13 protein-coding genes are annotated in these 18,957 nt (G+C 33.8%); all 13 read right to left on the reverse strand.

Translation table 11 applies throughout. The annotated features are described in order from the left end of the window. A partial coding sequence (locus tag ACKVOD_RS10280; RefSeq protein WP_409209380.1) for an alginate lyase family protein occupies nucleotides 1-770 on the reverse strand: 770 nt, incomplete at its 3' end. 21 nt (nucleotides 771-791) lie between these two features. Next, nucleotides 792-3,221 (reverse strand): glycoside hydrolase family 2 protein, encoded by a 2,430-nt coding sequence (locus tag ACKVOD_RS10285; RefSeq protein WP_409209381.1) that lies wholly within the window; start codon nucleotides 3,219-3,221, stop codon nucleotides 792-794. A 4-nt stretch (nucleotides 3,222-3,225) separates the two neighbouring features. Further along, complete coding sequence (locus tag ACKVOD_RS10290; protein ID WP_409209382.1) at nucleotides 3,226-4,395, reverse strand: glycoside hydrolase family 88 protein; 1,170 nt, start codon at nucleotides 4,393-4,395, stop codon at nucleotides 3,226-3,228. A gap of 237 nt (nucleotides 4,396-4,632) precedes the next feature. Beyond that, nucleotides 4,633-8,739 (reverse strand): two-component regulator propeller domain-containing protein, encoded by a 4,107-nt coding sequence (locus tag ACKVOD_RS10295; RefSeq protein ID WP_409209383.1) that lies wholly within the window; start codon nucleotides 8,737-8,739, stop codon nucleotides 4,633-4,635. Between the two features lie 140 nt (nucleotides 8,740-8,879). Beyond that, entirely contained in the window at nucleotides 8,880-10,565 is a 1,686-nt protein-coding gene (locus ACKVOD_RS10300) for a hypothetical protein (RefSeq protein ID WP_409209384.1), read from the reverse strand. A gap of 243 nt (nucleotides 10,566-10,808) precedes the next feature. Next, on the reverse strand, nucleotides 10,809-12,182 hold the full coding sequence (locus tag ACKVOD_RS10305; protein WP_409209385.1) for an MFS transporter: 1,374 nt from the start codon (nucleotides 12,180-12,182) through the stop codon (nucleotides 10,809-10,811). A 70-nt stretch (nucleotides 12,183-12,252) separates the two neighbouring features. Continuing rightward, nucleotides 12,253-13,668, reverse strand: a complete 1,416-nt coding sequence (gene uxaC, locus ACKVOD_RS10310) for a glucuronate isomerase (protein WP_409209386.1) — start codon at nucleotides 13,666-13,668, stop codon at nucleotides 12,253-12,255. Nucleotides 13,669-13,675: 7 nt separating this feature from the next. After that, nucleotides 13,676-14,836, reverse strand: a complete 1,161-nt coding sequence (gene uxuA, locus ACKVOD_RS10315; RefSeq protein ID WP_409209387.1) for a mannonate dehydratase — start codon at nucleotides 14,834-14,836, stop codon at nucleotides 13,676-13,678. 333 nt (nucleotides 14,837-15,169) lie between these two features. Continuing rightward, nucleotides 15,170-16,432: a DUF2264 domain-containing protein gene (locus ACKVOD_RS10320; RefSeq protein ID WP_409209388.1), complete on the reverse strand. Its 1,263-nt coding sequence runs from the start codon at nucleotides 16,430-16,432 to the stop codon at nucleotides 15,170-15,172. Beyond that, nucleotides 16,429-16,941 (reverse strand): hypothetical protein, encoded by a 513-nt coding sequence (locus tag ACKVOD_RS10325; protein WP_409209389.1) that lies wholly within the window; start codon nucleotides 16,939-16,941, stop codon nucleotides 16,429-16,431. The genes ACKVOD_RS10320 and ACKVOD_RS10325 overlap by 4 nt, the downstream gene beginning before the upstream one ends. 32 nt (nucleotides 16,942-16,973) lie before the next feature. Then, the gene (locus ACKVOD_RS10330) at nucleotides 16,974-17,798 is read right to left on the reverse strand and encodes an SDR family oxidoreductase (RefSeq protein WP_409209390.1); all 825 of its coding nucleotides are present in this window, start codon (nucleotides 17,796-17,798) and stop codon (nucleotides 16,974-16,976) included. A 3-nt stretch (nucleotides 17,799-17,801) separates the two neighbouring features. Continuing rightward, entirely contained in the window at nucleotides 17,802-18,464 is a 663-nt protein-coding gene (locus ACKVOD_RS10335) for a bifunctional 4-hydroxy-2-oxoglutarate aldolase/2-dehydro-3-deoxy-phosphogluconate aldolase (protein ID WP_409209391.1), read from the reverse strand. Between the two features lie 3 nt (nucleotides 18,465-18,467). Beyond that, on the reverse strand, nucleotides 18,468-18,917 hold the full coding sequence (locus ACKVOD_RS10340) for a YhcH/YjgK/YiaL family protein (protein WP_409209392.1): 450 nt from the start codon (nucleotides 18,915-18,917) through the stop codon (nucleotides 18,468-18,470). Nucleotides 18,918-18,957: the final 40 nt, after the last annotated feature.

Here is an 18,957-nt window from a genome sequence, read left to right on the forward strand (position 1 = left end):
GGCAAAAGTGTTGTTTTATAGAAATTTCTACAAAAATCCATCGTTTTAGTATCTTGAATTAAATCGGAAAAAGCAGCCACTTGCATCGTCCAACAAACACTGTGATTGTTGCCGTTATCACGTTCTGCAATGCCATATTCGTGGGTAGTTAACCAATTTAAATACGATGAAAACCATAGTTTAATGGCTTTTAAATCTGATTGTGAAAGTGCGTTTGAATCTTGGATTGCCTGAATCGCTTTGGCCACTTCGATTAAATGAATAGTATCGATAATTCCAATTCCTCGACCTGTTGCCACTCCTTTTACAGCTTGTGCATACAATAAATTGGGATTCATTTTTGTATTGTCATTGATAAACCAAGCTTGAAGATGAATCGCTAATTGATCAGCATATTTCTGGTCATTTGTCAAAATATAGGCAGAACCTAAAGCTCCTGATATTTGGCTAAACCGAATCAATGCTTCTCTGTGCGCAGTAAAATTAGATGGATTAGTGAGTCCGTCTTTTCTAATATAAGGGCCGTTTGGATTTTTTTCGTCAGGCCACCAATAATCGCCTTCCGAATAAAAATCGTGATTTGTTCCAGTACTTCTGTCACAAAAGGAAGCTGTAACGGTTTGAGGAAGCTCATTAAAATAAGCATCTGCATTTTTAAGCACACGACTTCCTTCAATTTCATTTAAATTAAAAGGAGTTTTGCTAACAGAACAACCAGTAAGTGTAGTCCCGAGAAGTAATACAACAACTTTTAATTTTATTTTGTTCATTAGGAAAGGGTCAAAACTTATTTATTGTTTTTTAAACTTTAAATACTCTCCTTTAAAATTTTGATTTAGAATGTTCATTTCTATCGAATCCCCTATTGAATTTGGAATAACTTCAATAGCTGCTTTTCCGTTAGACATCTTAATAGATTCACTTCCTGTTGGTGTTCCTTGGTTTTTTAGAGTTTCGCCACCAGATAAGCATTGAAAATAGACACGATCTTCATAATCCAAACAACGCAACTTATTTTTATCGATTGCAATTGCAGTTACCAGATAATTTCCGTTTTTCATTTTTTCTGATGATAAAACCAATCCATCTGCTGGCCCATTTTTAACATAACGATAATTAACATCAATTGTATCGGATACTTTTTTTCCATCATTTGAAATTCCAACAGCAATAAAAGTATTTTTTCCATCTGCAAAATTCACATCCCATGTTAAACCACAAGCAGGAAAAGCAGTAATATCACGAGTTTTTATACCTAAAGAAACACCATTTTGGAAAAACTCCACTTTTGGACAATTGCTGTAAACATTCAAAATTCGAGGCGTGTTTTTTGGTCCTTGTCGTTCTGTCCAAGTATGAGATTCGATATATGTAAAGGGTTTGTCGCTCCAATAACTTTTGAATACATAATAGGCATCTTTAGGATTTCCATTTCTGTCAACCAATCCTTTTTGATTCATATATGGAATATCATCTTCAGGACGTAAAGGCGTTGCAAAGTCTTTAAATGCCCATTGCATATTCCCTACAAATGTTGGATCGTTTTCAGAAATGTGCAAATGCCAATCAAATAAATCAACAATATAATTTTCGCTCCAATCCCCAATTTGAGCAATATTAGCGACTTTAGTTTGAACGATTGCTTCTTCCCAACCCTCCGATTTTATCTGACCTTCGCCAGTAATTGGATTTTCTGAATGGCGACCTACTTGACTGTCACCACCATATTCTGCATGAATAAAATGTTTATAATCCAATTTGTATTTATCGATTGCTTTTTTATAACTTTTATAACTTCCAGAATACCAACCCGACCAAATGGAAGGAGAAAAAACATCTACAATATTTGCTCCTTCTTCATATTTACGAATAGCCGTTTTTCGACTTGGGTCTAATTTATGAGAGATATCATTAAGCTCTGTTAAAAAAACATTCATTTTTACTGTATTATCACCGTCTTCAAAATCAGGCAACCAACCCATTTCATTCCCCATAGACCACAGAATAATGGAGGGATGATTGTAATTTTGATTGATTATTTCACCAAGCATATTTTTTGCATTGGTTTGCCAAACTTCATTTCCAACACCACCACGACACCATGGTAATTCGTCCCAAACTAATAAACCCAATTCATCGCAGGCTTTATAGATTTCTGGATCTTGCGGATAATGCGCCAATCGGACAAAATTTGCACCCATTTCTTTTATGGATTCCATGTCGCTGCGATGTTGCTCGTTTGACATCGCTGCTCCAACTCCTGCATGTTCTTCATGACGGTGCGTTCCGCGAATTAAAACTCGTTTACCGTTTAGGAAAAATGGACCGTTATCTTTAAATTCGAACCATCTAAAACCTACTTTATCTTCAATTTTATCCTTTTCGATTCCATTTTCTAATAATGAAACAGATACAGAATATAAATTTGGTTTGTTAACATCCCATAAATCAGGATTTTTAAGCTCGTTGAAGGCAATTGTAGTTTCTTCCCCTGTTAAATTTCCTTTTTTAGTTGCAACTACTTTTCCTTTTGGATTAGAAAGTTGGGCTAAATAACTGAAAACATTTGGATTTTGAATATTTTTTACGGTGGCAATTACATTCAATGAAGCGGATTTCTCCGAAACTTTAGGAGTATTTATTTTAATGTTATCAATATTGTTTTTTGCCATAGAAAGCAACCAAACATCTCTAGTAATTCCCCCATAAATAGTGAAATCACTTTTTTGAGAAGGAATTATTTCAATATTATAACTATTGTCAACACGAACTAGAACTTCGTTGTTTCCTTCATTAATAAATTTAGAAATATCAAAAGTAAATCCGATGTAACCCCCAATATGTTCGCCAACTTCTTTGCCGTTTACATATACTTTAGTAGTAATATTGGAACCTTCAAAATATAATTTATATAGTTTATTCGAATCAATATTTGAAATAACAAGGTTTTTTTTATACCAACTGGCACTTCTTCTGTAGCCCGGATCATTATCAGTTGCATCCAAACTGTTCCAAGAATGAGGTAAATTTAGGGTAACCCAATTCGCTGCGTTTTTTACTTCCGATATGTTTTTAGTATCGTTTTCTAGGTAATTCCAACCCAAATCAATGTTGGTTTTAGTTCGAACTACGCTTTCTGATTTTTGAGCGTACATTGCGTTAAAACCAAATAATAAAATTAAAGCAAGAACAGTCGGAAGAGTGGAAATTTTGAATTTCATAAATTTAAAGGGATTGTTTTCTAATAATTGATTCTAAAAAATAATAATCTGCATAAATAATTGGCTCATCTAATTCGGCTTTTTTAGACCAATCCCCAGTAGTACGGTCTAAAATAAAAGGACCACTTACCGATTCATTTAAAACATATTTATCAGAACTAAGCGAACGTATTACTTTATTGGAATAATTTAAATAGTCTAATTTTTTTGTAAAGCCATAAAGTTCAAGAAGAGCAGATGCCATTATAGCAGCTGCAGAAGCATCTCTTGTAGTATTTGGAATAGTTGGAGCATTAAAATCCCAATAAGGAATTCCATCCTCAGGCATATTTTTATGATTGATAAAAAACTGAGCAGTAGCCTCGGCTTGTTTAAGGTATGCTTTATCCTTTGTGTAGCGATAGCTCATCGTAAAGCCATATACTGCCCATGATTGTCCTCTAGCCCAAGAAGAATCATCACTATAGCCCTGATGCGTGTTTTTACTTTTGACTTTGCCAGTAATGGTATCGTAGCCAACAACGTGATAGCAACTGTTGTCTTTTCTAAAATGATTTTTCAAAGTGGTGTTAGCGTGTTGAATGGCAATTTTTCTATAGGAATCATCTCCAGTTAGTTTTGAAGTTTCAAAAAGCAATTCAAGATTCATCATATTGTCAATTATCACCGGGAAATCCCATTTATCTCTGTTATCCCAAGATTTAATGGACCCAATTTTTTTATTGAATCTTGTACATAGTGTATTAGCACTTTTAATAATTACTTTTTTGTACTCTTCTGAATGGTTGATTTCATATCCTTTTCCAAAACTACAATAAATTTTAAAACCCATATCGTGAGTTCCCCCATTGAATTTTTCTATTTCAAGGAAAGGAATCCATTTTTCGGCACTTTCTTTATATTTGGAATCATTAGTTAGCGTATATAATTGCCAAAGATTACCCACATAAAAACCACTGGTCCAATCTTTAGAAGGCACTTTTTTTATTACACCTGTTTTTACTGACATACTTCGGGGAAACCCTACTGAATCTATTGGGGTTTCAAGTAGCATGACAAAGCGATTGTTGAGCTCTTTGTTCGCAGTTGCATTATAAACATTGTTCTGCGCTTGGCAATTGGAATTGAATAAAATTAATACAAAAGTAAATAATATATTAGAATATTTTGTCATATCAAAAAATATTTTTTTTAGTAAATTTGGAATTAGCACAATAAAATTACTTTAACGTTTAGATCAAATAAATCAACAATAAGCTTATCGAAATGATCAATGCCATTAATAAATATTGAACCGTATGCAATTTTAATTTTTTATGTTTCATCTCACAAACTTAAAATGAAATTGTGATTCAAAAATCCAAAAATGGGTATTCAATTATCCAAATTGAGATAAATTTGGATGTTTTAGCTAATTTTCAGTACCACCCGATAATCGATTCATGTATTGTGAAGGAGTTTCACCGTATTTCTTTTGAAAGCATTTGCTAAAATACTTTGGATTATTGAATCCTACTTTATAACTAATTTGAGAGACATTCATATTACTTTGTTCTAAAAGATTGGCTGCTCGTTTCATTCTGATTTCATGAATAAATTCATTAGGGGTGAAATTTGTCCAAGCTTTTACTTTGGTAAACAACATCGTTCTGCTTACTCCAAGTTCGGAGCTAAAACACTGGATATCAAATTGTTCATTGGCAATATTTTCTTCGACTATTTTAAATGCCTTTTTAAGCAACTCCTCATCTAAAGAAGAAAAGGTGATTTCACTAGCTAAAAAATTATCGTCGCTGGAGAATTTTGTTTTTAATCGTTGGGCCGAATCCAATAAATTCTTGATTTTCAATTTAAATTCAACTAAATCAAAAGGTTTACTGATATAATCGTCGGCACCACTCTCCAATCCTTCTATTTTATAAACCAATGAAGATCTTGATGTAAGCAATATCACAGGGATATGGCTTGTTTTAATATTTTCTTTAATCTTAGCACACAACTCAGTGCCAACCATTTCAGGCATAATTACATCACTTACTATCAAATCCGGAACGTACTTCAGGGCTTTCTTCAATCCTTTTGCTCCATTCTCGGCAGCAATTACATTATAGGTATCTTTAAGTAGATTCTTTATAAAAGATCGTAATACTTTATGATCTTCTACAATTAGAATGGTCGGTTTATCTTTTGTAACATTAAAATCATTGATATCTTCATCCTCTTTAATTTCGCTCAAACTCAATTGGGAGGTATATAGTGTTAAATCATCACTAATCTTAAAATCTTTTATAATTTCATTTTCAGAAAGATGCTCTTTGCCAAGAGGTAACTTTACAATAAAAACAGCTCCATTTGTACTTTTATTATCTACAGTTATTGTTCCCTTATGAAGGTCGACAATACTTTTTACGATTGACAAACCTATTCCCGTTCCCTTATTATAATTTATTTCTACATTATTATGCAATGGTATTTCGAAAAATAAATCAAAAATTTTATCTTTATTTTCTTCGGAAACTCCTACTCCAGTGTCTTCTACTTCCATAATTATTTCCGTATCTGCTTTTTTTACATTTATACAGATAACTCCGCCAACAGGTGTGTACCTAAATGCATTAGAAATTAAATTATAAAAAATACGTTCTAATTTATAACGATCATAATACACCAAAATTTCTTCATCGGTGGTATTGAATTCATATGTGTAATCTCCATCTTTGGCAAACTCAGTAAATGATAAAAATATTTCTTTCAAAAATTTTACGATATTTCCTTCTGCTGACTCCAAAATGAATTGGTTGTTTTCAAATTTTCTAAAATCCATCAATCTGTTTATTAGACTTAAGAGGTGATTAGCACTACTCTCAACTATTAACAGTTTTTTATACATAGCATTAGTCCCATTATAATTAGAAAGAATCTGCTTTAATGGACCGAGAATTAGTGTCAAAGGCGTCCTGAATTCATGTGAAATATTAGTAAAAAACTGTATTTTGGCTACAGTATTCTCTTTGTCAATTTCTGCTTCCAAGTATTCTAATTCCAACTCCTTTTTTAGATTCTCTTTCGATTGTATTATCCAAATTAACCCGTATAAACTAGCAACTATAATTATAAAATAAAGAAAAAATGCCCATCCACTTAGCCATGGAGCTGGTTTGACAATGATTTCCAATGAGGTTGGGATTTTGTTCCAAACACCATCGTTATTTACTCCTTTCACTTCAAATGTATAGGTTCCTGGCCTTTGAATTGTATAGACAGCTTCTGTATTTACTGTGTTTGTCCAATTGTTATCCAGCCCCACTAATCGATACGCATATTGATTATCTGTTGAATTGATAAAATTAGGTATGGAAAAATTGATAGAGATATTTGCCTTATCGTAACTTAATGTCAAGGATTTTGTATAGGTAATGCTTTTTTCCAAAATACCTTGTTCATCATTTACATATACTGACTTGTTTTTAACCTTGAAATCGGTGAGTAATACCTGGGGAGAATATGCATTTACGGCAATACGATCTGAATCAAAATAAGTAATACCCAGAGGCCCACCTAAATAAAATTTATGGGAATCCAAAACCAAGTTAGCATTATCGTTAAACTCATTGCTAATTAAGCCATCTTTTTGATTATAAATAATCATCGTATTTCTAGAAGGATTGTATTTGATAATTCCATAATTAGAACTAAGCCATAAATTGTTTTTATTATCTTCTGAAATAGAATGAATAGATGTTATGTCTGAATTTCCTATACTTAGATTGAGTTTTTTAAAGATTTTTCCAGTAAAAAAATAAAGGCCTTTAGCCTTGGTTCCAACCCATATTCTATCCTTTTTATCTTGAAAAACAGTAAGAATATCATCCCCTGAAAGCACTTTATTATCGAAGAAAAAATGCCTAATTCTGTAATTTTTATTGTCAAAATCATCTAAATTGATAGTATTAAGACCGCTTTGAGTTCCAATCCAAATGTTGTCTTTTTTATCAATTAGGAGTGTTCTAATTCTATTATTCGATAAAAAATTATCGGAGTAATTGTCATTCCCAATAATTTGATAGGTATTATTTGAAGTGTCATACCGTATCAATCCTTTCCCGAATGTTCCCAGCCAAAGAATATCTTTAATTCTACCTTTTTTGATAACATAGACACCTGTTTCCTTAATCAAATTTCTTAAATCTGTTGAAATAGTTTGGTTGATGAATTGTTTAGAGTTGACATCATAAGCTGACAAACCATCTGAAAATGTTCCAATCCACAAGATTCCCTTTTCTGAAAGATACATTGATTTAATACTGTTGCCGGATAACTCACTGCTTTTACTTGCGGAAAGAAAACGAGTTGTTTCCGTTTTATTATCGAGAATCGTGATTCCGCCTCCTTCTGTGCCAAAATAAATATTTTTGTATTTATCGGCAACTATTGAACTGATGACATCAAAACTCAGGGCTTGCTTCCCTGAGCTTTGATTCAAACTTGAAAAATTGATGTTGGAAACATCCCAAATGTGAACTCCATTATAATAAGTGCCTATCCAAACGGATCCTTTTTTGTCCGTATAAACAGATTTTATTTTATTTATACTGGTTTTTTTATCCGCATTATTAACAATTTTCTGGATAGTTCCATTCTTTTGCAGCACACTAATACCGCTATAAGTTCCTATCCACAAAGAGCCGTTAGTGTCGATATCTATAGCTCTAACATCGACATCAATGCCGTTTTGCATCCCGTTTTCCAGAAGTGAAATTAGTTTTTTAGAGGAAGCTTCGAATTTATAAATCCCAGTCGTTTTTGTCCCAATCCAAAGATTACCTGCAGCATCTTCTTTGATTTTTTGTACAAATAGGCCTTCTTTGTTTTCTAGAGAATTAATCTGTTGAAATGAAAAAATTCCGTTTTTCCGGCTTATTAATTTACACAAACCTTTTGCTGTACCTATCCAAATAGCCCCGCTTTTGGTTTCTATAATGCTTAATACAAAATTATTGGGTATGCTCAAGCGATTGAGACTGGAATGAAATAGTGAGGTGAACTTTTTTGTTGTTTTATTATAAATACTTAATCCGCCAGAAGTACCAATCCAAATTTCATTCTTTATTTCCTTGATATCCCAAATGGTATTATTACATAAGGATTTATCATTGTTGGCGTGAAAATATTGCTTAAAGGTATTCGTAATCGGATTGTAACAATTAAGTCCATTATAGGTTCCAATCCACAAATTTCTCGATTTATCTTCTTCTATGGATAGAATATCATTGTTGCTAATTGAGGTGGAATCTTTTGGATTATTTCGGAATATGGTGAATTTATTTCCATCATATTTATTAAGACCGTCTCTTGTACCAAACCACATTTGACCAACGGCATCTTGATGTATGGCAATAACGGTACTTTGAGAAAGTCCATCTACAGTCGATATATTATTCAATCTATATTTATTGGTTTGGGAGAAACCCCCAAAGACCATAAATAAAAAAGAAAGGAAAAAAAGTTTAGTTTTCATATTATGTTTTATCATCAATAAAGATAATTAATTCAATGCTTTACATATCATATAATTTATCCCAATTTCAACCTTAAAAGTAATCACAATTATTTAAGAATTAAATATCTTCTCAGTAATTAATTCTTTCCGGCATCAAATTATTCCAATCTTTTTTTTAATTGATACTCATATAATGAAGGAGTTGTGGAAATGGATTTGTTTAAAAATTCAATATAAGCATCCGGCCCATATTCAATTTTGAAATCTTGATTTCCATGTACGCCAATTATTCTGGCAAATGGTCCATCATCCATACCATTCAGGACAATTGGTTTTGAAGTGTCAAGTTTTCCCATAACGTTTACATTAATATTCCAAAAAGTAGTAAAAGCTCCGTGAGACGGCCTCCAATAATCAGCTCCGCCTGCTAAAAATAACGGATAACTATTATCTGCCTTTGGAGTAAAATGAACTTTTATATTGTCGAATAAATTTTGATGATTAGCACCAGCGTGTTGATCTAAATAAGGATTGGTAAAAATTTCACAATTTTGGTACACATCTTTTGAAGAAAAAGTATTGAAACTTAAAGGATGTACTGCATTATTATAAACTTTAAGATTTTTGACTAGTACATTATGAACACCTCCCATTGCAACCGTATAATGGGCAATATTATCACCATCAGTAACAATATCCTCGATAGTTACATTTGCAATTTCTTCGGTTAAAATGCCACTCTCCGCATTATGTATCACTACATCACGAACCCAACTGTTAAAAATTCTAGTTAAAAAAAGTGCATTATAGCCTTGTTCAACGTGATGAGCCACTCTGGGCGTATTTGGAAAAGTAAAACTAAGGTGCTCAATACCCACTTCTGACAAATGTTTCCATTCGACTAATTGTGCTTGATAATTTGTTTTTATTTCCAATAACAAAGGTGTTTTGATTGTAACAGTGTTCTTGGTTATTTTTACAATCTCCACTTGCTGTCGCACTACAGGCAATGTTGGAAATTTCCAATGATGAGAACCTGGTTTTACTTTTGCACCATTATATAATGTTTTGATTAATTCTCCGTTTTCACCCTCTTTATTAAATAATTGCAATTCGACTACATCTCCAACTTTCAGCCCATTAGCTTCAGAAATTGTAAAAGTTTTTGCACCTCTTTTTCCTGCCAAAACCTTAGCTAAAACATTTAATTTAGAGTCATATTTTTCCATATATGATTTTACTCTTTCATTGGGAACTTGTGTCCAAATGAATCCTCCGGACCAAGCATATTGTGAAAAAGGCAGGTCTAAATTATTCTCTTTTTCTCTTTGCCTTTTATCAAAAGTCACCAAATATTCTCTAAGTTCTTTCAATGATTCCGGATCTTTTAAATACATCATAGGGCGAGGGCAAAATATTTCGGTACCTTCCTTTCCAGATCCCGCACCTCTCAGTACAAAATTACTCCGTTCAAGATATAAAACCTCGCTTAGAATAAGTCGGCCTGCTGGCAATTGTAAAATCACGTCAGCATTTAAGGAACTTGTGGCTTTTATAGCTTTCAGTAAGGCTTTTGAATCGTCTAAATCATCATTTGCAATAACTCCATAATCGGAGGCATTAATTATTTGTTCTGACTTTTGAGGAATTCTTATTTCTCCATAATGATAGCCAGAATAACTAAAGTCAGGCAGGTAATTTTGTGAAGCTATTTTTTTATCCGTAATTATTTGAGGTAACTCTTGAGAAAATAGGCTAATTGTAGCAAATAAAATTATAACAAAAATAATGTGCTTTACAACACTTTGATTAATGAAATTTATTTTTTTATTTGAATTTGACATGGATTTAATATTCAAGTTTTTTTTATATCCTGACTAGTTCTTTATATTCCTATTATTTTTTGTCATATCGATTGAAGTCGAGACGTAATAATGGTTCTCGACTGCGCTCGAACTGACAAATAGGGCTATTTATATTAATGAATGGTATTAGTATAGTATATATATGATTTAAAAAAAATAACAACCCCAAAGCAGAACTTCGGGGCTGCAATAAAAAAAAATCTAAAAAAAATTATTATAAACTTACAAATCAGTTATCGGACTATATTTTGGAACTAGCGTTTTCATTACAGACCAGGCTATCAAATAGGCTACAGCACAAATTGCAAACATGATAGTATAACCCGTTTGAATGTGACCCAAACCATCATAATAATCAAATAAAGCACCGCCTAATTTAGATACCAAAACACCTCCAAGACCGCCAGCCATTCCACCAATTCCAATGATGGAACCAATTGCTTTTTTAGGAAACATGTCCGAAACGGTTGTAAAAATATTAGCCGACCAAGCCTGATGCGCTGAAGCACCAACCCCAATTAATAGTACTGGAATCCAAAAGGTAAAATGCCCCAAAGGTTGCGCTAATAAAACCACTAATGGGAATAAGGCAATAACAAGCATGGCTTTCATTCTTCCTTCATAAGGATTGTGTCCTCTATTGATAAAATACATTGGAAACCAACCGCCACCGATACTTCCTACCATTGTCATGCTATATAAAACCGCTAATGGAAGTACAATATCTGTTCCTTTCATATTGAATTGTGCTTCAAGATATTTTGGCAACCAAAACAAAAAGAACCACCAAATACCATCAGTCATGAATTTTCCAAATACAAAAGCCCAAGTTTGTTTGTATCCTAATAGTTTGAACCAAGCAACCTTATCTTCTTTCGGTTCCCCTACTGTTTCTTCCACAACTGCTTCATCATCGTGGATATAATCAAATTCTGCTTTTGATAATCTTTTTTGTTTAGAAGGAATCTCGTATAAAAAATACCAAAAAATAATCCATAAAAAACCTATTGCTCCCACAAGTATAAAGGCAAATTCCCAACCATAATTTACAGCAATAATAGGCACAGTTAAAGGGGCTAAGATAGCTCCAACATTAGAACCAGAATTAAAAATTCCTGTTGCAAGCGAACGTTCTTTTTTGGGAAAATATTCTGCAACCGCTTTTATTGCTGCAGGGAAGTTCCCTGATTCTCCAAAACCTAAAACAGCTCGGGACAACATAAAACCGGCAATTGAAATTGGCACTGCGCCTACTCCAATCCAAACCATAAACGTTGAAAATGCGGTTCCAACTGGTAACGAATACGCATGCATTATTGCACCTAATGACCAAACGGTAATGGCTAAAACATACCCTTTTTTGGTTCCTAATTTGTCAATTATTCTACCCGCAAAAAGCATTGAAATAGCATAAATAAACTGGAATACTGCTGTAATATTAGCATAATCACTATTGGTCCATCCAAATTCTTCTGATAAGCTCGGCGCCAAAAGGCTTAGCACTTGTCGGTCTAAATAATTTACAGTTGTTGCGAAAAAAAGTAAACCGCAGATGGTCCAGCGGTAATTTCCAATCGATTGATTTGTTTTGTTCATGAGTTGGTTTTTAGGTTTAGTCAATTTTGAATTAAAACGAACTAAATGTCCATTTAAATTCAGGTTTTTTTTATAATTTATTTATATCAAAATAAGTTTCCGCATTTTTATAACAAATAGCTTCCACCATGGTTCCGATAAGTTTCATGTTATTTGGCAATTCTCCTTTTTGAATTTCATCACCAAGAACATTGCACAAGATACGTCTAAAATATTCATGTCGTGGAAAAGAAAGAAAACTTCTAGAATCCGTTACCATGCCAACAAATCGGCTCAATAAACCAAAGTTAGAAAGTACGTCCAATTGTTTTTCCATGCCATCTTTTTGGTCCAAAAACCACCAAGCAGCGCCATATTGCATTTTGCCTGCCACTTTTCCATCGTTGAAGTTAGCCGCCATAGAAGCAAACATTTCGCTGTCACGGGGATTCAAATTATAGACAATCGTGTTCGTTAATCCATCGCATTGACTCAATCTGCCGAAAAATTTGCTCATATTATCAGCCATATTCAAATCGCCAATAGAATCAAATCCCTGATCGGGACCAATTTCTTGAAGCATTTTGGCATTATTATTTCTTATGGCTCCAACATGAAATTGCTGTGCCCAAGATTTTTTCTTATTCATCAAAGCCAATTCAAACAAAACGGCTGATTTGTACTTATTAATCTCCAAAACCGAAACCGATTCGCCTTTCAATGCTTTTGCAAAAATGATATTTACTTCACTTTCTGTATAGTCCTCTCCATAGAAATTTGCATGTCCGTGATCGGAAATTCGACATCCCATTTCATGGAAAAAATCATGTCGTTCTTGAAGTGCTTTTATTAAATTTGAAAAATCAGCAATAGTATAACCAACTGTTTTTTCTAATTTTTGAATCCAATCCACAAATGCTTGTCCTTTTTCCATTTCCGTTGCTTTGTCAGGACGAAAAGAAGGCAAAACTCTGATTTCGAAATTGTCTTCCTGCAATTGTTTGTGGTAGCGCAAATCATCCGTTGGATCATCCGTAGTTCCCACAACAGAGACATTCATTTTACGAAGTATATTTTTTACACTGTATTCTGGTTTTTTCAATAAATCAGAACATTGGTTGTAAATGGCTTCCGCAGAATCTGAATCCAATAAAATAGTGATGCCAAAATAATTTTTCAATTCCAAATGAGTCCAATGGTACAAAGGGTTTCTTAGTGTATAAGGAACCGTTTCTGCCCATTTAGCAAATTTTTCATAATCGCTTGCGTCACCCGTAATGAATTTTTCATCCACTCCATTGGCACGCATGGCTCTGTATTTATAATGATCCCCATCAATCCATATTTGAGCTAAATTCTCAAATTGGCGGTCTTCAGCAATGTCTTTTGGAGACAAATGACAGTGGTAATCAAAAATAGGTTGCGCTTTTGCATAATCGTGATACAGCGTTCTTGCAGCTTCACTATGTAACAAAAAGTCATCCGTAATAAATATATTTTCAGTCATCTTTATATTAGAATAAACTGCGTTCGATTCCCATTTCTAAACCTCTCAATTCAGCAAGACCTCGTAAACGACCAATTCCTGAATATCCAGGATTTGTTTTTTTGTTCAAATCATCCAACATTTGATGTCCGTGATCTGGACGCATCGGGATAATTCTTTTCGTTTCTTTTTGTTTTTTCAAAATCGATTTTACCACTTCATACATATCTACATCGCCTTCTAAATGGTTGGCTTCATAGAAATTTCCTTCGGCGTCACGTTGCGTACTTCGCAAGTGAATAAAATTCATTTTATCCCCATGACGATCTACAATTCCTGGCAAATCATTATTGGCAATAACACCGTAAGACCCAGTACACATGCAAAATCCGTTGGATGGCGAATCAATTGCATTTAATAATTGAATCAAATCAGCTTCTGTAGAAACTACTCTTGGCAATCCTAAAATTGGATAAGGTGGATCGTCAGGATGTATCGCCATTAAAACACCAGCACTTTCGGCTACAGGAATAATTTCACGTAAGAAATAATATAAATTTTCTTTTAATTTATTGGCATCAATTCCATTATACCCTTGAAGTACTTTTAAGAAATCTTCCACAGTATAAGACTCTTCAGCCCCTGGCAAACCTGCAATAATGTTTTGTTGCAATTTTACTTTATCGGCATCGGTTAACTTTTCAAAAGTTGCTTTTGCTTTCGCTTGCTGCGCTTCTGAATAGGTAGTTTCTGCTCCTGGTCTTTTTAAAATAAACAATTCAAAAGCAGCAAATTCATTGATATCAAAACGCAAGGCTTTCGAACCATCAGGCATTTCATAAGATAAATCGGTTCTTGACCAATCTAAAACAGGCATGAAATTATAACAAACAATATTTATTCCACAAGTGGCTAAGTTTTTGATACTTTGCTTGTAGTTTTCAATATATTTCAGATAATCACCCGATTGTTTTTTGATGTCTTCGTGAACTGGAATACTTTCTATAACAGATAATGTTAATCCTGCCGCTTCCACTTCATTTTTTCTTTTCATTATTTCATCTACTTCCCACACTTGACCATTTTTAATATGGTGTAATGCAGTTACAATTCCAGTTGCTCCGGCTTGTCTAGCGTCAGATAATTTTACAGGGTCATTTGGCCCGTACCATCTCCATGTTTGTTCCATAACTTTATGTTTTAAAGGGTGCATTCAAATAATAAATGCGAATTTTTAGTTAATGTTTAATTTCAATAAATATTGCTCATTTAGTGTTTTCTTATATGTCAAGTTTCAAAACATTATTGATGAAGTAGATTTTGAAAGTTTAATCATTTAGTGTAAAGTTTCATTACGTTGTTATTTTAAATTTTGTCGTAGTATAAGTTAATATAGTTTTTTTGATAATTCTGTGAGAAGCTATTATTAGAATTAGAGATTTTTATATTCGCATTTGCTACTTGGATCTACGGATTATAATATTTAGGTTTAGCTCTTCTCAAAGTTTATTTACGTTTAATCCTAGTAATCAACCTTATAATCTTTTGGAGTTGGTTTTCCAGTCCAAGCTTTCTTGGAAGTCCAATCTGTAGGTGCATCGGTCCAAAAAGAGTTATCCGCTGGCAACCCTAAAGGCAGGAATGCTGAAGTTGCAATATAGAGACTACCAGTAGAAGTATAAGAATCTGCAATTTGAGGCTGGGAACCACAAAATCCTAATATCAGCCATCCGTTCTTATCAAAATTATTGCATTCTTCATACATCCGGTGCATCACAGCAGTCAGTCCACATCTAACTTGCGCTTGTTGAATGTTTAGCTTTCCTATCAAAGCAGTCTGCGCCAAAGCCTGAAAAACACCAGTTCTGTATGTTATAGAGCGACCAAAGGCTGGGAATGTGCCATCAGGAGCAATTATTCGTTCAAGATATTCAGAATAGCGGGACATACGCTTTACAGCCAAATCGTATTCGCTCTGATTTGATATTTTATTCTCCACGGTTACAGCCAATAAATCTACCAACATAGAGTGAATTACAAAAGAATTGTAATAGTCCATGCTCATTTTTGGACCATCGCTATACCAGCCGTCTCCAACGTACCATTCATTTATTTTTTTTAATGCATAATCTATTCTTACAGGATCGTAATCTGCACCAATTTTTAATAAAAACGCTTCCGTTATACCAGAAAAAAGGAGCCAATTAGAATAAACAGCTTTTCTGTTGCGCAAACTTTTAAATTCTTTTATGACTCTAATTTTGGTCAGAGAATCCAAAGGTTCCCACAGAGCTTTTGGGGCTCTTAAAAATGCGTGTGCAAAAAAGGCGGCATCAACAATTTGGTGATTTCCTTCAGTAAAATTCAGATAATCATTACTATTGGGGTCAAAAGCATGAGAAATTCCTTTTAGCAATTCTTCTTTCAGCTGTTTTCTCATAATCCCTTCTTTAGTATTATCATCCGGAAGGGCTAACCAAGGAGCAACACCTGCCATGGTACGACCCACAGCTTCCATATAAGATACTTTTTCAGCTATAAGCCCATATTTTGGCGCAATTTCAAGAGGCATATTCTTTTTTAACGAATCCTTTGCCAAATTGTGTATTACAGGATAAGACATTTTATAGAGTAATTTATACCAATATTCCCTGTCTTGAGTACCATTGCTAATAAGGACTTTATCTTGTTTTCTTTTATTTGCCTTTTGAGCATTTGCCTTTGGCAGAAATACCAAAAAAGAAATTAGACCCAAAGCAATTAGTAAGAATTTTAATTTTTTCATGAAATATTTTTATTACTACCATTATCACTTGCCCAGCACAGCATTTCTAAATTCATCATATTATCTATAATAACTGGACATTTTAATTTACTTGCGCTATTCCAGCTTTGAATAGATTTTATAGAAGGACGATAGCGTGTTATTAAAGACATTGATGCCGTATCTATAGTTGCATTATATTCTGGATTTTTAAAAAGTCTGTAAGCGTTTCCGAAACTACAATACATCATAAAACCCAAATCGTGATGACCAGTATAATGTTTTTCTTTCTCTAAAATTGATAAACGATTTATGGCTTCTGACTTAATTTCAGGGTCTTTAGTATATTCGTATATATACAAAAGTGAACCAGGGTAAAACCCACTACACCAACACTTTGTACTGCTTGTTTCAATCATATTTTGAGAATAATTGAAAGTTTTAGGCATTTTATCAGTAGGTACGTTCTTGCTTAAAACTTTATACTGTTTCGCGGCAAATTTGAATTGTTCGTCGATAATGCCAGACATTTTTCGCATTTATTAATTGAATTCAAGTTTTATTAAACTCCACTAAACGCACTAAAACCTCCATCGATAGGAATAACAACACCCGTCACAAAAGAGGATGCGTCATCGCATAAATAAAGCGTGGTGCTAATTAAATCTTCCGGTTCTCCAAATCTTCCCATTGGAGTTTGATCTATAATGGTGTTTCCTCTTGCAGTCAATTCACCGTTTCCAGTTGTCAATAAAGAACGGTTTTGATCGGTTAAGAAAAATCCAGGAGCCAAGGCATTAACACGGATTCCTACTTTTGAAAAGTGTACTGCCAACCATTGCGTAAAGTTAGATACAGCCGCTTTTGCACCACTGTATGCTGGTATTTTTGTCAAAGGTGTAAAGGCATTCATCGAAGAAATATTCAAAATGCTACAGCCTTTTTTGCCTATCATGTCTTTTGAAAAAACTTGCGTTGGCAATAAAGTTCCGATAAAGTTTAAATTGAAAACAAACTTTATTCCTTCGGCATCCAAATCAAAAAATGTTTTGAAACCTTCGGTTGTATTTTGTAAGTCCTCTTCTAATAGAAATGGATTTGATGTGGTTCCCAATGGGTGATTTCCACCGGCACCATTAACTAAAATATCGCAACTTCCCAATTTTTCATTGACTTCTTTTCTGGCTGCTTCTAATGATTCTTTTTCCAACACATTTGCGGCAACACCAATTGCTTTACCACCAGCTGCATTAATTTCGTTTGCAACTGCATCTGCAGCTTCTTTTTTTAAATCCAAAAGGGCTATTTGGTAGCCTTGTTTAGCCAATGCTTTTGCCAATGTACCACACAAAACTCCTCCTGCTCCTGTTATAACTACTGTTTTCATAGTTTAGTTTTTTATAGTTTGAATTAAACTCAATACAATTTTAGTTTCCGATTCGATTGTTGCGTAATCTTTGTCAGCCATTAATTGTTTGCTGATTAATTTACTTCCCATTCCAACTGCCGAAACTCCAGCTTTAAACCAACCACCGATATTTTCTTTGGTTGTATCCACACCACCTGTTGGCATGAACAATAATTTTGGGAAAATATCTTTAATTCCACTTAAGAAATCGGGTCCTAGCATATTCCCAGGAAACAATTTGATGAAATGAATCCCAGCATTCTCAGCTGTAATAATTTCTGTTGGTGTCATACAACCCGGGCTGTACAAAATTCCTTTGCTTTTTAAAAATACCGCCACTTCTGGAACAAATCCTGGACTGATGAAAAAATCAGCACCAACTGCGAAATATTCTTCTGCTTGTTGCAAGTTTTTTATAGTTCCAATACCTAATAATAAATCAGGCATTTCAGCATTTCTTACTTCTACCATTTTGGTAAAGTTTGATAAGGCTGTTTCGCCACGACTGGTATATTCCACCGCTTTGATTCCTGCTCTGTAAATCGCTCTTAAAACTTCTATTGTTACGGTTTCATCGGCATTGAAATACAACGGAAGCATTCCTTGTTGTACAATGGCATCTGATACTTTTTGAATGGTACTCATACTTTATATTTTAACTTTAATTACTACTTTTTTTATTTCGCCTTCGCCAATCATTGGGGCATGCACATCTTCTGGAAAGAAAACGGCAAATTGTCCGTCTGTTAATTGAAAAAACATGTCGGGTGCATCGCTAAAAAAACGAACATCTTTCTCTGGATTGTATGCTCCGTTTTGTGCTACGCATTTTTCTCTTGGTTTCCATCCGAAAGTTTCCAATCCTTTTACACAAACTTGTATGTCGATATTATTATCGTGACATTCAAATTTTGCTAAACTAGCTTCTTCTGTTTTTCCGTTTGCAGTATTGACAATTAACTTCAAACCTTCTGGAGTTTCTGAAACGCCTTCAGTAAGATTTGCCAAATCATTTTGGTGTAAAAACTCAAATGCTTTCGCAAAGGAAGGATGCAAACTATAATATTTTGATGCGTTATTTAAGGTATCTATTATCATAATCTCTTATTTATCTAGCAACTCTTCCAGAAGCATCGCC

Origin of the sequence: Flavobacterium sp. (assembly GCF_046155325.1) — a bacterium.
Classification (GTDB): domain Bacteria; phylum Bacteroidota; class Bacteroidia; order Flavobacteriales; family Flavobacteriaceae; genus Flavobacterium.

What these genes read in the sequence shown, in the direction of transcription:
- ACKVOD_RS10325 (WP_409209389.1), bottom strand. Translation starts at nt 16,941, where the DNA reads ATGTCTGGCATTATCGACGAACAATTCAAATTTGCCGCGAAACAGTAT.
- ACKVOD_RS10320 (WP_409209388.1), bottom strand. Translation starts at nt 16,432, where the DNA reads ATGAAAAAATTAAAATTCTTACTAATTGCTTTGGGTCTAATTTCTTTT.
- ACKVOD_RS10305 (WP_409209385.1), bottom strand. Translation starts at nt 12,182, where the DNA reads ATGAACAAAACAAATCAATCGATTGGAAATTACCGCTGGACCATCTGC.
- uxuA (WP_409209387.1), bottom strand. Translation starts at nt 14,836, where the DNA reads ATGGAACAAACATGGAGATGGTACGGGCCAAATGACCCTGTAAAATTA.
- ACKVOD_RS10285 (WP_409209381.1), bottom strand. Translation starts at nt 3,221, where the DNA reads ATGAAATTCAAAATTTCCACTCTTCCGACTGTTCTTGCTTTAATTTTA.
- ACKVOD_RS10330 (WP_409209390.1), bottom strand. Translation starts at nt 17,798, where the DNA reads ATGAAAACAGTAGTTATAACAGGAGCAGGAGGAGTTTTGTGTGGTACA.
- ACKVOD_RS10335 (WP_409209391.1), bottom strand. Translation starts at nt 18,464, where the DNA reads ATGAGTACCATTCAAAAAGTATCAGATGCCATTGTACAACAAGGAATG.
- uxaC (WP_409209386.1), bottom strand. Translation starts at nt 13,668, where the DNA reads ATGACTGAAAATATATTTATTACGGATGACTTTTTGTTACATAGTGAA.
- ACKVOD_RS10295 (WP_409209383.1), bottom strand. Translation starts at nt 8,739, where the DNA reads ATGAAAACTAAACTTTTTTTCCTTTCTTTTTTATTTATGGTCTTTGGG.
- ACKVOD_RS10290 (WP_409209382.1), bottom strand. Translation starts at nt 4,395, where the DNA reads ATGACAAAATATTCTAATATATTATTTACTTTTGTATTAATTTTATTC.
- ACKVOD_RS10340 (WP_409209392.1), bottom strand. Translation starts at nt 18,917, where the DNA reads ATGATAATAGATACCTTAAATAACGCATCAAAATATTATAGTTTGCAT.
- ACKVOD_RS10300 (WP_409209384.1), bottom strand. Translation starts at nt 10,565, where the DNA reads ATGTCAAATTCAAATAAAAAAATAAATTTCATTAATCAAAGTGTTGTA.